This is a genomic window from Streptomyces sp. NPDC079141, from assembly GCF_040686775.1.
GTDB lineage: Bacteria > Actinomycetota > Actinomycetes > Streptomycetales > Streptomycetaceae > Streptomyces.
In genome coordinates, this window is the sequence record NZ_JBFBLP010000004.1 from 390,348 (window position 1) to 403,646 (window position 13,299).

13 protein-coding genes and 2 tRNA genes are annotated in these 13,299 nt (G+C 70.7%); 11 read left to right on the forward strand and 4 right to left on the reverse strand.

The window, feature by feature from the left end; genetic code table 11:
- Window positions 1-194: 194 nt before the first annotated feature.
- Window positions 195-683, reverse strand: a complete 489-nt coding sequence (locus AB0Q90_RS15935) for an SSI family serine proteinase inhibitor (protein WP_363163384.1) — start codon at window positions 681-683, stop codon at window positions 195-197.
- Between the two features lie 169 nt (window positions 684-852).
- On the opposite strand from AB0Q90_RS15935, the gene AB0Q90_RS15940 reads away from it, so the two are divergent.
- The 4 genes from AB0Q90_RS15940 to AB0Q90_RS15955 all read left to right on the forward strand — a co-directional run bounded on the left by AB0Q90_RS15940 (window position 853) and on the right by AB0Q90_RS15955 (window position 3,510).
- Window positions 853-946 (forward strand) — tRNA-Ser (locus AB0Q90_RS15940).
- Between the two features lie 196 nt (window positions 947-1,142).
- Window positions 1,143-1,215 (forward strand) — tRNA-Arg (locus AB0Q90_RS15945).
- 132 nt (window positions 1,216-1,347) lie between these two features.
- A complete protein-coding gene (locus AB0Q90_RS15950; RefSeq protein ID WP_363163383.1) occupies window positions 1,348-2,112 on the forward strand; it encodes a hypothetical protein in 765 nt (254 codons plus the stop codon).
- Between the two features lie 111 nt (window positions 2,113-2,223).
- The gene (locus tag AB0Q90_RS15955) at window positions 2,224-3,510 is read left to right on the forward strand and encodes a hypothetical protein (protein ID WP_363163382.1); all 1,287 of its coding nucleotides are present in this window, start codon (window positions 2,224-2,226) and stop codon (window positions 3,508-3,510) included.
- On the opposite strand, the gene AB0Q90_RS15960 is transcribed toward AB0Q90_RS15955, so the two are convergent.
- Together AB0Q90_RS15960 and AB0Q90_RS15965 are read right to left on the reverse strand one after the other, a co-directional pair.
- The gene (locus AB0Q90_RS15960; RefSeq protein ID WP_363163381.1) at window positions 3,483-3,944 is read right to left on the reverse strand and encodes a hypothetical protein; all 462 of its coding nucleotides are present in this window, start codon (window positions 3,942-3,944) and stop codon (window positions 3,483-3,485) included. The genes AB0Q90_RS15955 and AB0Q90_RS15960 overlap by 28 nt on opposite strands.
- 184 nt (window positions 3,945-4,128) lie before the next feature.
- A complete protein-coding gene (locus AB0Q90_RS15965; protein ID WP_363163380.1) occupies window positions 4,129-4,956 on the reverse strand; it encodes an NAD(P)H-binding protein in 828 nt (275 codons plus the stop codon).
- Between the two features lie 93 nt (window positions 4,957-5,049).
- Here AB0Q90_RS15965 and AB0Q90_RS15970 point away from each other — a divergent pair, with 93 nt between their 5' ends.
- Window positions 5,050-5,436 (forward strand): helix-turn-helix domain-containing protein, encoded by a 387-nt coding sequence (locus AB0Q90_RS15970; protein ID WP_363163379.1) that lies wholly within the window; start codon window positions 5,050-5,052, stop codon window positions 5,434-5,436.
- Window positions 5,437-5,439: 3 nt separating this feature from the next.
- On the opposite strand, the gene AB0Q90_RS15975 is transcribed toward AB0Q90_RS15970, so the two are convergent.
- The gene (locus tag AB0Q90_RS15975; RefSeq protein ID WP_363163378.1) at window positions 5,440-5,919 is read right to left on the reverse strand and encodes a MarR family transcriptional regulator; all 480 of its coding nucleotides are present in this window, start codon (window positions 5,917-5,919) and stop codon (window positions 5,440-5,442) included.
- 93 nt (window positions 5,920-6,012) lie between these two features.
- On the opposite strand from AB0Q90_RS15975, the gene AB0Q90_RS15980 reads away from it, so the two are divergent.
- From AB0Q90_RS15980 to AB0Q90_RS16005, 6 genes are all read left to right on the forward strand, one after another.
- Window positions 6,013-6,384: an HGxxPAAW family protein gene (locus tag AB0Q90_RS15980; RefSeq protein WP_363163377.1), complete on the forward strand. Its 372-nt coding sequence runs from the start codon at window positions 6,013-6,015 to the stop codon at window positions 6,382-6,384.
- A gap of 11 nt (window positions 6,385-6,395) precedes the next feature.
- Window positions 6,396-7,265: a DUF2797 domain-containing protein gene (locus tag AB0Q90_RS15985; protein WP_363163376.1), complete on the forward strand. Its 870-nt coding sequence runs from the start codon at window positions 6,396-6,398 to the stop codon at window positions 7,263-7,265.
- Window positions 7,266-7,378: 113 nt separating this feature from the next.
- A complete protein-coding gene (locus tag AB0Q90_RS15990; protein WP_270082859.1) occupies window positions 7,379-8,119 on the forward strand; it encodes a response regulator transcription factor in 741 nt (246 codons plus the stop codon).
- Window positions 8,116-9,726, forward strand: coding sequence for a HAMP domain-containing sensor histidine kinase (locus tag AB0Q90_RS15995; RefSeq protein WP_363163375.1), 1,611 nt, complete (start codon window positions 8,116-8,118; stop codon window positions 9,724-9,726). The genes AB0Q90_RS15990 and AB0Q90_RS15995 overlap by 4 nt, the downstream gene beginning before the upstream one ends.
- Before the next feature lie 14 nt (window positions 9,727-9,740).
- Complete coding sequence (locus tag AB0Q90_RS16000; RefSeq protein ID WP_363163374.1) at window positions 9,741-11,162, forward strand: bifunctional glycosyltransferase family 2/GtrA family protein; 1,422 nt, start codon at window positions 9,741-9,743, stop codon at window positions 11,160-11,162.
- Entirely contained in the window at window positions 11,159-13,273 is a 2,115-nt protein-coding gene (locus tag AB0Q90_RS16005; RefSeq protein WP_363163373.1) for a glycosyltransferase family 39 protein, read from the forward strand. The genes AB0Q90_RS16000 and AB0Q90_RS16005 overlap by 4 nt, the downstream gene beginning before the upstream one ends.
- The last annotated feature ends 26 nt before the right edge of the window (window positions 13,274-13,299 follow it).

The following is a 13,299-nucleotide window of genomic DNA, read 5'->3' on the forward strand; positions in this document are numbered from 1 at the left end:
TGACTGGGCGGGCGCTGCTCGTGCCCTTGCGGCCGGGGATGAGGCCGGCCCTGCTCGTGCCCACGCGGCTGCTGACCGGGCGGGCGCTGCTCGTGCCCTTGCGGCCGGGGATGAGGCCGGCCCTGCTCGTGCCCACGCGGCTGCTGACCGGGCGGGCGCTGCTCGTGCCCTCGCGACTGCTGAGCGGCTCGGTCCTACTCGCGCCCCTTCGGCCGGAGATCGGGCAGCACCGGCACGAGCCGGTCCCAGCGGGCGATCTGGCAGCCGTCGCCGCGCTCGTACCGGGCGTCGACGGGCCGCCCGGCCCAGGTCCCGGTGACATGTGCGGTGGCGGGGCCGCCGTACTGCATCGTGCAGACGCTGCCCTGCGGTACGGGCGCGAAGGCGTCCTTGCCCCAGCGCGACCCGCGGTCGAGCGCGGCGCAGGCACCCGCGGCGTCGGGGTGGTCGCCGCCGCCCGGGTGGCAGTACAGCTCGAACCGCCCGTCGGCACCGCCGCCGGCGTTCTTGACGGTGACGACGAGGTGGTCGCCGTCGTGGGGCGGGGCGACGGGAAGCGGGACCGCGGAGGCGGGCGCGGCGGCGAGGGCGGCGGCGACGGCACCGGCGACGGCGACGAGGAGCCGGCCGAACCGGCCGCTGCGGGTGACCTGGAGCGAGACCTTGGACGTGACCTGGAGCATGACCTGACTAACGCCCCGCCCGCCGCGACGTTGCGCACGCGCCCGACCGGCGCCAAGGGCTTTGCTCTGCGCCCCGCCTGCCTAGTACCGTGGGAGGCGATTGGTGACACCGCGCTCGACTGTGTCATCATCGGCACGCACCACTCGCGCTCGCGCGAGTCGGCTGTGTGGAGGCGTCGCCTAGTCCGGTCTATGGCGCCGCACTGCTAATGCGGTTTGGGCCTTAAAGCCCATCGAGGGTTCAAATCCCTCCGCCTCCGCCAGTGATCACCGAAGCCCCGGTCAACCGACCGGGGCTTCGGTGTTTCCGCAAGGGGCCCAGCCCGGCACATGTCGACGTTTCCGCAGGTCACAAGGGGTGCGGCTAACGGATTTCACATGGCGGCGGCAGTCATGTAATGTTCTTCCTGTCGCCGCGAGCGGCCCGGAAGGGCAAGGAGCGGCGGGAAAACAAAACAAGCACTCGTAGCTTAACGGATAGAGCATCTGACTACGGATCAGAAGGTTGCAGGTTCGAATCCTGCCGAGTGCACACAGAGCAAGGGCCCCGGAGAGATCCGGGGCCCTTGTCGTGCGTGGTCGTGTCGTATTCTCACGCAGTCTGTCGTGTCCGCGACCAGGGGGGATCCGGGATCGTGGGGCGACTCGAACCATGTGGGGATTCATGCGTAAAGCAGTCATAGGTGCCGTGCTCACCGGCGCCCTCGCCCTGACGGGCTCCGTTCTCACCGTTGCGCCCGCGTCCGCGGAGACGGGGGTGGTGATTGAGAAGCTGTCGGTGAACGGTGGGAAGCCGATCGTCTTCGGTACGTCGCGGACGGAGTCGTTCACCATCTCGGTGACCGCCTCCGACGACTCGGGGATCAGCAGCGACATGGCGTTTCTGGGGATCGACCGGGAGAAGGGGGAGGACTACTGGTCGTACCACGGTGCGCCGACGTGCACCGCGAGCAGCGCCACCACGTCGACCTGCAAGCTCACGGTCAAGCTGGACCCGGACATCGATCTGCCGCGCAACACGCTCGCGGGTCCGTGGGACGTGACCGTTCAGCTCCAGGCCAAGGACGGTGACTTCTACAACAACGGCGGCGCCCCCAAGCACCCGGTCCAGCGGCGTTCCACGCTCAGCGTCGACGCTTCGCCCGAGCCGGTCTACAAGGGCAAGACCCTGACGGTGAAGGGCAAGCTGGCCCGCGCCAACTGGGACAAGTACGTGTACGCGGGCTACGCCTACCAGTACGCGAAGCTCCAGTTCCGCCCGGCGGGCAGCAGCAGCTACACCACGGTCAAGACGGTGAAGGCCGATGTCTACGGCAAGTTGAGCACGACTGTCACGGCCTCCGCGGACGGCTACTGGCGCTGGAACTTCGCCGGCACCAGCACCACGCCGGCGGTCAAGGCGACCGGTGACTTCGTCGACGTGCGCTGAGCCGAGCGAGTAGTCCCCGTACCGACTGGCAAGTGGCCCAGGCCGCTTGCCAGTTGGGTGTGAACAAACGTGTTTGTGTCAGGTGTTCGAGCGCGCCTATTTTTGCGCGTCATGACCATGACTAGAAGATCGATCATCAAGGGCATGGCCGCCGCGCCCTTCGCCGGCGCGGCGGCGAGTGTTCTCTCCGCTTCCCCGGCCCACGCCGCCACCGTCGACCCGAGCGGGTACTCGCTCGCCGGCCGCTCCTCCAACAGCCACGGTGAATTCGCCGCTCTGGCGGCCGGGTTGGCGACCAAGCTGGTCAAGGTGGACGCGACCACCGTCATCGCCGACACCAATCGCAGCGCCAAGGTGCTCTCCGGCGCGCCCAGCACCGCCGAGGCCTTCCAGGCCGGTTTCGCCTGGGACACCGCCGACCAGGAGGTCCCCTACTGGATACCCCAGGGCGTCAGCACCAGCGCCGACGCCTACGGCAACGGGCTCTACCCCGACGGGGGCAGCAACAAGGTCGTCCTGGTGTCGTGGTACTTCGAGACCAACACCGACGACGACGCCGAGCTGGAGTACCCGCTCGACAAGGGCATGCGGCTGACCTTCGTCGACTACAACACCCCGTCCGCGCCGACGTACCGGCATGTGCTGCTCGTGGAGCCTGAGCGGACGGGCACGGGCGAGTACTCCTTCGGCCCCGTCCGCAAGCACGCCGGCGGCATCATGTGGTACGGCAACCTGCTGTACGTCGTCGACACCTACAAAGGTCTGCGCGTCTTCGACCTGAACACCCTCTTCACCGTCGACACCGCGGAGAAGGACATCTGCGGCCTGCACACCGACGGGAAGTACTACGGCTACGGCTACCAGTACGTCCTTCCGCAGAGCCACGCCTACGACAACGCCGGAACGTATCTGCGCTACTCGACGATCGGCCTCGACCGCGCCAGCAGCCCCGACAGCCTGGTGATCAGCGAGTACTCCCTGGACGGCGTCGTCTCCTACAACGACCCCGGCCACACCTTCAACGGCACGACCGCACCCGGCGAGACGACGCCCCACGTGGTCCGCTGGCCGCTGGACTACACCGACCGGCACCCGGGCTCTGCCACCGCGACCGAGGCCGTCACCGTCGCCCAGAAGAAGATCCAGGGCGTCGTCTCCCGCAAAACCAAGCACTACCTCTCGGTGAGCGCGGGCGAGACCACCAAGGGCGCCCTGCGCACCTTCACCTCCGGCAGCTCGACCGCGACCACCGTGGCCGACCTGGCCATCGGCTGCGAGGACCTCAGCTTCCACAGCAGCGGGGCGTCGGGCTGGGCGTACGGCGAGTCCGTGATCTGGAACGTCAGTGAGTACGTCAACCAGCGGTACGTCTACGCGGTCCGGGCGGACGGTTCGTAGGACAGGCAGGGGACGGCGACCGTGCGCGGAGCCCGCCGGCCCGCCCCGCCCGTGAAGACGAACATCCGCAGCACCAGGAAGCGGCCGATGCCGGCGAGTCCGGCGGCGCCCAGGTAGACCGTCTGCTCCTGCAGCAGCGTGGGGGACGGCTCCACCAGGTGCAGTACGAGGACGGCGGCGGACGTCACCGCGTAGGCGGCCGTCGCCGAGCCCGCCGACTGGAGATGCTGCCGCAGGCCGGGGCGGCTACCGGTGCCGAAGGTGAACAGGGCGTGCAGCTCGGTGCAGAGCAGGGTGGAGGCCACGGTGATCAGCGCGTTGGCCAGCGCCCACGGCATCGAGTCCGCGAGCACCGGCACCAAGGCGCCGGAGGCCAGACCGACGCCGCCCCCGCACACCACGAACCGGGCGAACGAACCGAGCGGCGACGACATGGAACTTCCTTCCGGAGGGGGACCGTTGAACTGATCGGCTGCCTTGATCAGCCGGGTACAACGATCCCGTCCGGCCGCTCCCCGTACGAGGTGGCGAACTCCCGAATCGGGGGTGGAGCCAGCCCTACCAAGGGAGTTGGGTCCACCACCCGGGAACGGTCCTTGAACGCCCCGAAGTCCTCCGCTACTTGAACGCCTTCGCGTTGTCCACCGCCCAGTCAGCGAAGGCGCGGGGACGGCGGCCGAGGAGGAACTCCGCGTCCGGGCTCACCCGTTGCAGCGCCGGGGTCGGCGTGCCCAGCATGTCGAGGGTGCTCTCCACGACCGGCTCCGGCATGAACCGCAGCATCTGCTCGCGCGCCTCCTCCCGGCTCTGCTCCACGAACCGCACGGGCTCGCCCAACGCCTCCTGGATCGCCGCGGTCTGCTCCCGGGGGGAGACGGCGGCGGGGCCGGTCAGGTCGTAGACCTTGCCGCCGTGGCCGCCTCCGCGCAGGGTCGCCGCGGCGGCCCCGGCGATGTCGGCCGCGTCGATCGTCGGCAGGGCCACATCGCCGAAGGGGGCCGCGACCTCGCGGCGGGTGCGGATCAGTTCCGCCCACAGCAGGGTGTTGGAGTGGAAGCCGCCGGGGCGCAGCATCGTCCACTCCAGCCCCGAGGCCTTGACGGCCTCCTCCAGCACGGGGGGATGGTGGCCCGTGCCGACGCCCTGCGAGGACAGCAGGACCACGCGCCCGACCCCGGCGGCCCGCGCGGTGTCCAGCACCGCGCCCAGGTCGCCGCCGGAGCCGAGGAACTCGCCCGAGGTCAGCAGGAAGAGTGCGGCGGCCCCGTCGAGGGCCGGTTTCAGCTGCTCCGGATCGGCCAGGTCGGCCTGCCGGTGCAGGGCTCCCTCCGGTACGTCCTGGGCGGTGATCCGGCGAGACACCGCGGTCACCCGCTCGCCCGCCCCGACCAGCGTCCGCACCAGCGGCCGCCCGACATTGCCCGTCGCTCCGGTCACCACGATCATCGTCGTACTCCGTTCCGAGTGGTCAACTCCCTTGCTCCGCACGCTACTTTTGTGGAGCTAGTAGGTACCTAGAGGAAAGTAATGGGGAGAGGGATGAATGTGACCGAGGGCACACCCGAGAGCGCGGCCGTCAGCACCCCCGAGAACGCCTGCCCCATCGCCCCCGTCGTCGACATCGTCTTCAGCCGGTGGACCACCCCGATCCTGTGGGCCCTGCACGAGTACGGCCGGCAGCGCTTCGTCGAACTGGAGCGCCGTATCGCCACGATCACGCCGAAGGTGCTGACGCAGCGGCTGCGGCAGCTGGAGCGCGACGGCCTCGTCGTGCGCACGTACTACGCGGAGGTCCCGCCGCGCGTGGAGTACGAGATCAGTGAACTCGGGCGCAGTCTGGCGCCGTTGTTCCACGCCCTGTCCGAGTGGGCGGTCAACCTCGACCGGGTCGAGCTGGCCCGGAAGGCGTACGACGAGCGGGGCTGAGTCTCAGCCGTCGTTGTCCCGGAGTTCGTCGATGTACCGCTGGGCCAGCCCCGTCGTCCGGCTGAACCAGTCGGTCAGAACGGCGATCTCGTCGGCGGAGTACTCGGCGAAGAGCGCGTTGAGCCGGCCGTAGTAGGGGCCGTAGAGCGCCTCGACCCGGGTCACCGCCTCCGGCACCGCCGCCACCCGCACCCGGCGGCGGTCGGACGGGTCGGGGACGCGGGTGATGAAGCCGGAGCGCTCCAGCCGGTTGAGGATGCCGGTCATCGCCCCGGTGGTGACGTGCGCGTGCTCGGCGAGGTCGCCCGCGGTGAGCAGGTTCTCGCCCGCCTTCAGGACGCAGGCGAAGCAGAGCAGGTCGGTGATGCTCAGGCCCAGCCGGTGGGCCATTTCCTGCTGGCCGAGCAGGTGGGCCGCGATGAGGGAGTCCATCGCTTCCAGCGCCTGGGCCGGGGTGGCGGTGGGACGCGGCGTGGCGTGCATCTTCGTCGAATTACCTTACGTCGTGAGAGGTTTATGCGCTAAATTTCTTAGGAACTGAGAGGTTCTCGTTTCGGCGGGTGGGGAGGCATGCTCGTGAGCGCACACCAGTATGACGAGGGACATACGGTCGCGGGATGGACCGGATGCGGCATTGCGACCGTCGGAGCCGCTGTGCTGGGGCTGGGGGTGTGCATGGTGTCGGCCCCGCTGATCGCGGGCGGGCTCGCGATCGAGGTGGTGAGCCTCCTGGTCACCTGGGCCCTGCACCTCGCCGGCTGGGGGAAGGCGCCGGGGCGGCGGCCCAGGGAGCAGTGGGGGATGCGGGTGCGGGATCCGCGGGCCCGGGAGGGGCATCCGGGGTGCTGGGGCTGCCGGCTGGCGGGCCGCCGGCCCGCGGTGGCGGGGGGCCGGGGTGAGATCGAGGCCGAGTCCGAGGCGGAGGCCGTTGTCAGTGCCTCCGCCTAGTCTCGGAGGGGATGGCACAGACATGGATGTGCTCGGGGCTGCGATGGTCGGCGGACGGTCCCGAGCTGGCCTGGGACGGCGGTCGGCGCAGCGCGCTGACCTGGGGGAAACGCGTGGCCTTCGGGGTCGCGGAAGGGGGCGTGCGGACATGCGTGGGAGCGCGGGGGCATGCGTGTCCGGTGCGGGCGGCCGTGCCGGGGCGGAGCACGGGGGTGCGGTGCGAGGAGTGTGCGCGGCTGGACCGGGCGCACTCGGTGGCCGCCGACACCCTCGCCGACGATCCACGGCCGTACCACGTATATCTGGCGTGGTTCGGGCCCGGCATGGTCAAGGTCGGGATCACCGCGGTCGAGCGGGGCTCGGCGCGGCTGCTTGAGCAGGGCGCGGTCTGCTTCAGCCTGCTGGGCGCCGGTCCGCTGATGGCCGCGCGGCGCACCGAGGAGCTGCTGCGCGCCGCACTCGGGGTGCCGGACCGGATTCCGTATGCCGACAAGCGGGCCGTGTGCTCCGCGCTGCCGGGCTCCGCGCAGGAGCGGGCGGCCGAGGTGACGGAGCTGCACGCCCGGGCCGTGGCGCTGGCCGGCTGGCCGGAGTCGCTGACGCCCCAGCCCTGCCGGGTCGTCGACCATGTCGGGGTGTTCGGGCTGGCGGAGCTGCCCGCGGCCGTCGGCGAGGTGACCGAGCTCGTCGCCGGTGGCGTGGTCGGGGGACGGCTGGTCGCGGCCGCCGGGCCGGATCTGCACCTTCGGACGGAAAGCGGTGTCGTCGTGCTCGACACACGGCTGATGAAGGGGTGGGCCCTGGTGGCTGCCGACGGCGAAGTCTCCGTCCCGGTGCGGAACTTCACCGTGGCCAGGAGTGCGCAGGACGGGCTGTTCTGAGGGCCGGACCAGTCAGTCACCCAGGCATTGCCTGAGAGCCTCCTGTGAGTTTCTCAGGGAAATCACAGGTTGTAGAAAGGGTGTTCTCAGAGGGCCCCGACAAGGTGTCCAGCATGACCACGACCTCGCCCCAGGGGCGCACCGAACTGCTGAGGCCGGACGGGAGCCCCGTCCGAGTGCTTGTGGTGGACGACGAGCTGTCGATCACCGAGCTGCTGTCCATGGCTCTTCGCTACGAAGGCTGGCAGATCCGCAGCGCGGGGGACGGCCAGGGCGCCATCCAGACCGCGCGCGAGTTCCGGCCCGACGCCGTCGTCCTGGACATGATGCTGCCGGACATGGACGGGCTGACCGTCCTCGGCCGGCTCCGGCGTGAGCTGCCGGACGTGCCCGTGCTGTTCCTGACGGCCAAGGACGCCGTCGAGGACCGTATCGCCGGGCTCACCGCCGGCGGCGACGACTACGTCACCAAGCCGTTCAGCCTCGAAGAGGTCGTGGCCCGGCTGCGCGGGCTGATCCGCCGCTCCGGCGCCGCCGACCGCCGCTCCGACTCGGTCCTGGTCGTCGGCGACCTCACCCTCGACGAGGACAGCCACGAGGTCAGCCGGGCCGGCGAGAACATCCATCTGACCGCCACCGAGTTCGAGCTGCTGCGCTTCCTCATGCGCAACCCGCGGCGCGTGCTCAGCAAGGCGCAGATCCTCGACCGGGTCTGGTCCTACGACTTCGGCGGCCAGGCCAACGTCGTCGAGCTGTACATCTCCTATCTGCGACGGAAGATCGACGCCGGACGGGAGCCGATGATCCACACCCGGCGCGGCGCCGGGTATCTGATCAAGCCCGCGGTGTCATGAGCGGGCGACGACGGACGCGTCCGCAGAAGACGCGAGCGGGCAAGCCGCGCACCCTGCGGACGCGGCTCGTCGTCGCATCCGTGGTACTGATCGCCGTGGTCTGCGCGGTGATCGGCACCGTGACCACGCTGGCGCTGCGGTCGCATCTGTACGAGCAGCTGGACGAGCGGCTGACCGAGACCGTCGGTCGTGCGGCCGGGTTCGGCGGGCCGCCCGGCGGCGACCCCAAGAAGAACGGCGCGGACGACAAGAGCGACCCCTTCACCCTCGACGACTTCGTCACGCACGGCCCGCAGCCCAAGGGCACGATCATCGCCGAGGTGCAGAACGGGTCCATCACCGCGGCCAAGGTCGGCGTGGAGAACGAGAACTCCACCGACTTCAGCGGGATGGAGGCCGAGGACCTCACCGAGTCCCAGATCCAGGCGCTCAACTCCGTCTCCCAGGACGACGGCGAGAAGCACACCGTGGACCTAGGCGACCTCGGTGAGTACCGCGTCGAGTACAAGTCCGGCGCCAACGGCAGCTTCTACGTCGCCATCCCCACCGACGAGGTCAACGGCACCCTCAACACCCTCATCGCCATCGAGGCCAGCGTCACCGCCGCCGGACTCATCGCCGCCGGTATCGCCGGCACCGTCATCGTCGGCGTGGCCACCCGCCCCCTGCGCAGGGTCGCCGCCACCGCCACCCGGGTCTCCGAACTCCCGCTCCACACCGGCGAGGTGAACCTCAACGAGCGCGTCCCGGAGTCCGAGTGCGACCCGCACACCGAGGTCGGCCGGGTGGGCGCCGCCCTCAACCGGATGCTCGACCACGTCCACGGCGCCCTGCACTCCCGCCAGCAGAGCGAGATGCGGGTACGGCAGTTCGTCGCCGACGCCAGCCATGAGCTGCGTACCCCGCTCGCCTCCATCCGCGGTTACGCCGAGCTCACCAGACGCGGCAGAGAACAGATCGGGCCCGACACCCGGCACGCCCTCGGCCGTATCGAATCCGAGGCGGGCCGGATGACGCTGCTGGTCGAGGACCTGCTGCTGCTCGCCCGCCTGGACGCCGGACGGCCGCTGCAGTTCGAGCAGACCGACCTCATCCCGCTGGTCGTCGACACCGTCAGCGACTCGCGCGCGGCCGGCATGGACCACAACTGGCGGCTCGACCTGCCCGACGAACCGGCCCTCGTGTCGGCGGACGCCGCGCGCATCCAGCAGGTGCTGGTCAATCTGCTCGGCAACGCCCGCAAGCACACCGCCCCCGGCACCACCATCACCGCCCGCGTGCAGCGGCGCGGCGCCTGGATGTGCGTGGACGTCGAGGACAACGGCCAGGGCATCCCGCCCGATTTGCTGCCGCACGTCTTCGAACGGTTTGCGCGCGGCGACTCCTCGCGCTCCCGCGCCTCCGGCTCCACGGGTCTCGGGCTGGCCATCGTGCAGGCCGTGGCGACCGCCCACGGTGGTGAGGTGACCGTGGACAGCGTGCCCGGACGGACCGTCTTCACGGTCCATCTGCCCGCGCTCACCGCCGCGCCCGCGCCCGAAACGAATGGGCAAACGCACTCACAGGCACAGCACAGCGCCACCACACGGGTGCAACAGGGCACTTGAGAAGAGTCGGTTCCATGCGAACCGACTCTTCTCCCGGCAATCTGCCGGCGCGGGAGCACCTCCCGGCCGGAGACGCCGGTACGCCTGTCCTGGACGTAGTGATCCCCGTCTACAACGAGGAGAAGGACCTCCGGCCGTGTGTGCTGAGACTGCACGAGCACCTCAGGCGCACCTTCCCGTACGCGTTCCGCATCACGATCGCGGACAACGCGTCCACGGACACCACCCCCCTGGTGTCCCAGCGGCTGGAGGCGGAGCTCCCGGAGGTCCGGGCCTTCCGCCTGGAGCAGAAGGGACGCGGTCGCGCCCTGCGCACCGTGTGGTCGGCCTCGGACGCCCCGGTCCTCGCCTACATGGACGTGGATCTGTCCACCGACCTCAACGCGCTGCTGCCGCTGGTGGCCCCGCTGATCTCCGGCCACTCGGACCTCGCGATCGGCTCCCGGCTCGCCCGCTCCTCCCGCGTCGTGCGCGGCCCCAAGCGGGAGTTCATCAGCCGCTCCTACAACCTCATCCTGCGCGGCTCCCTCCAGGCCCGCTTCTCGGACGCCCAGTGCGGCTTCAAGGCCATCCGCCGTGATGTCGCCCAGGTGCTGCTGCCGCTGGTGGAGGACACCGGCTGGTTCTTCGACACCGAGATGCTGGTCCTCGCCGAGCGCGCGGGACTCCGTATCCACGAGGTGCCGGTCGACTGGGTCGACGACCCGGACTCGACCGTGCACATCGTGAAGACGGCCACCGACGACCTCAAGGGCGTCTGGCGGGTCGGCAAGGCCCTGGCCACCGGTTCGCTGCCGCTGGACCGCCTCGCCCGCCCCTTCGGGGACGATCCGCGCGACCGCGAGATCAAGGACGTACCCAAGGGGCTGGCCCGCCAGCTCGTCGGCTTCTGTGTGGTGGGCGTCCTGTCCACACTCTTCTACCTGCTGCTCTACAGCGGCTTCCGCCAGTTCACCGGCTCGCAGACGGCCAACGCGCTCGCGCTGCTGGTCTCGGCGGTCGCCAACACCGCGGCGAACCGGCGGCTGACCTTCGGGGTGCGCGGCCGCGGCGGCGCCGTCCGGCACCAGGCGCAGGGCCTGGTCGTCTTCGCCATCGGCCTCGCCCTGACCAGCGGCTCGCTCGCCGCCCTGGGCGCGGCGACCGCCGACCCCGCGCACTCCACCGAGCTGGCGGTGCTGATCGCGGCCAACCTCGCGGCGACCGTGCTGCGCTTCCTGCTCTTCCGGGTGTGGGTGTTCCCCGACCGCCGGGAGCCGGAGCCGACCGTGGTCGCCGCGCGCATCCCGGCGTACGCAGCACGCCAGCCGTCGCTCCCGCAGCGCCCGACACCTCACTTCCGCGCCGGTGAAGTCGCGGACCACTCCTGGAGGGACGCCACCATGCGGCTTCAGCCGGTGCGCCCCTCCGACAACGGACCGGGGGACCCCCGATGACCATCACGAACACGGCCGTGCAGGAGCCGCTCGCTCCTGCGGCCCCGGAAGCGGGCGAGCCCAAGCCGCCCTTCCTGCGCAGACTGTGGCGCGGCCGGCCCGAGGACCCCCGCTGGGCGCGCCCGGCCTTCCTCGCCCTGCTGCTCGCCACCGCGGTGCTCTACCTCTACAACCTGAGCGCCTCCGGCTACGCCAACTCCTTCTACTCCGCGGCAGTCCAGGCCGGCAGCCAGTCCTGGAAGGCGTTCTTCTTCGGCTCGCTGGACGCGGCCAACGCCATCACCGTCGACAAGCCCCCGGCCGCGCTGTGGCCGATGGCCCTGTCGGTCCGGATCTTCGGCCTGAGCTCGTGGGCGATCCTCGTCCCCGAGGTGCTGATGGGCGTCGGCACGGTCGCCGTCGTCTACGCGTCCGTGCGCCGCCGGTTCAGCCCGGCCGCCGGTCTGATCTCGGGCGCGGTGCTCGCGCTCACCCCGGTCGCCGCGCTGATGTTCCGGTTCAACAACCCGGACGCGATGCTCGCCCTGCTGATGGCCCTGGCCTGCTACTTCGTCATCCGCGCCCTGGAGGACGGCCGCACCAGGTGGCTGCTCTGGGCCGGTGCGGCCATCGGCTTCGCCTTCCTCGCCAAGACCCTCCAGGCGTTCCTGATCCTGCCGCCGCTCGCCCTCGTCTACGGCGTGTGCGCCCCGGTGGCGGTGAAGAAGCGGAGCGGCCAGCTGGCCGCGGGCCTGGCCGCGATCGTCGTCTCCGGCGGCTGGTGGGTCGCGGTGGTCGAGCTGTGGCCGGCGTCCTCCCGCCCGTACATCGGCGGCTCGCAGAACAACTCCTTCCTGGAACTGACCTTCGGCTACAACGGCCTGGGCCGGCTGAACGGCGAGGAGACCGGCAGCGTCGGCGGCGGTGGCGGCAACGGCGGCGGCAACTGGGGCGAGACCGGCTGGGACCGGCTGTTCTCCTCCAGCATCGGCGGCCAGATCTCCTGGCTGATCCCGGCCGCGCTGATCCTGCTGGCCGCGGCGCTGGTGGCCACGCGCAGGGCGAAGCGGACGTCGGTGACGCGGTCCTCGTTCCTGGTGTGGGGCGGCGCGCTGCTCACGACCATGCTGGTCTTCAGCTATATGCAGGGCATCTTCCACGAGTACTACACGGTGGCCCTCGCCCCCTACATCGCGCCGCTGATCGGCATGGGCGCGGCGCTGCTGTGGGAGAAGCGCGACAAGGCGTGGGCGTCGCTCACCCTGGCGGCCGCGATGACGGCCACCGCGGCCTGGGGTTACGTCCTGCTCAACCGTTCCTCCGACTACCTGCCCTGGCTGAAGTGGCTGGTGCTGGTCGGCGGCCTGGTGGCGGCGCTCGGCCTGGTCTTCGCGGCCCGGCTCGGTCGTCGACTGGCCATGGGCGTCGCGGGGTTGGGCCTGGTCGCCGCTTTGGCGGGCCCGACGGCGTACACCCTCACCACGGTGAACGAGGGCCACACCGGCTCGATCGTGACCGCGGGTCCGTCGGTGGCGGGCGGCCGTGGCGGCGGCCCGGGCGGCGGGGGCGGCGGCATGCCGGGCGGGGGTGGCTTCCCGGGCCGGCAGGGTCAGCAGGGTCAGCAGAACCAGCAGGGTGGCGGCATGGGCCAGCCCCCGACCGGCGGCGGGACCGGCGGATTCGGCGGCGGTATGCCGGGTCAGCAGGGCCAGAACCAGGGCCAGGGTCAGCAGAACGGTGACGGCGGCGGTGGCGGCATGGGTGGTCTGCTCAACGGCGCCACGGTCTCCGACGAGGCCAAGAAGCTGCTGGAGACCGACGCCGACGACTACACCTGGGCCGCCGCGGCCATCGGCGCCCAGAACGCCGCGAGCTACCAGCTCTCCACCGGCGAGCCGGTGATGGCGATCGGCGGCTTCAACGGCACCGACCCGTCCCCGACGCTGGCCCAGTTCAAGGAGTACGTGGCGGACGGAAAGATCCACTACTTCATCTCCGGCGGCTCCGGCGGCGGCATGGGCGGCAGCGACAGCGGCACGTCCGCGCAGATCACCGAGTGGGTCGAGGCCAACTTCAAGGAGGTGACGGTCGGTTCGTCCACCTTCTACGACCTGACGCAGGCGAGCAGCTGACGTCAGAAGGCGGCGCTGTACACCGT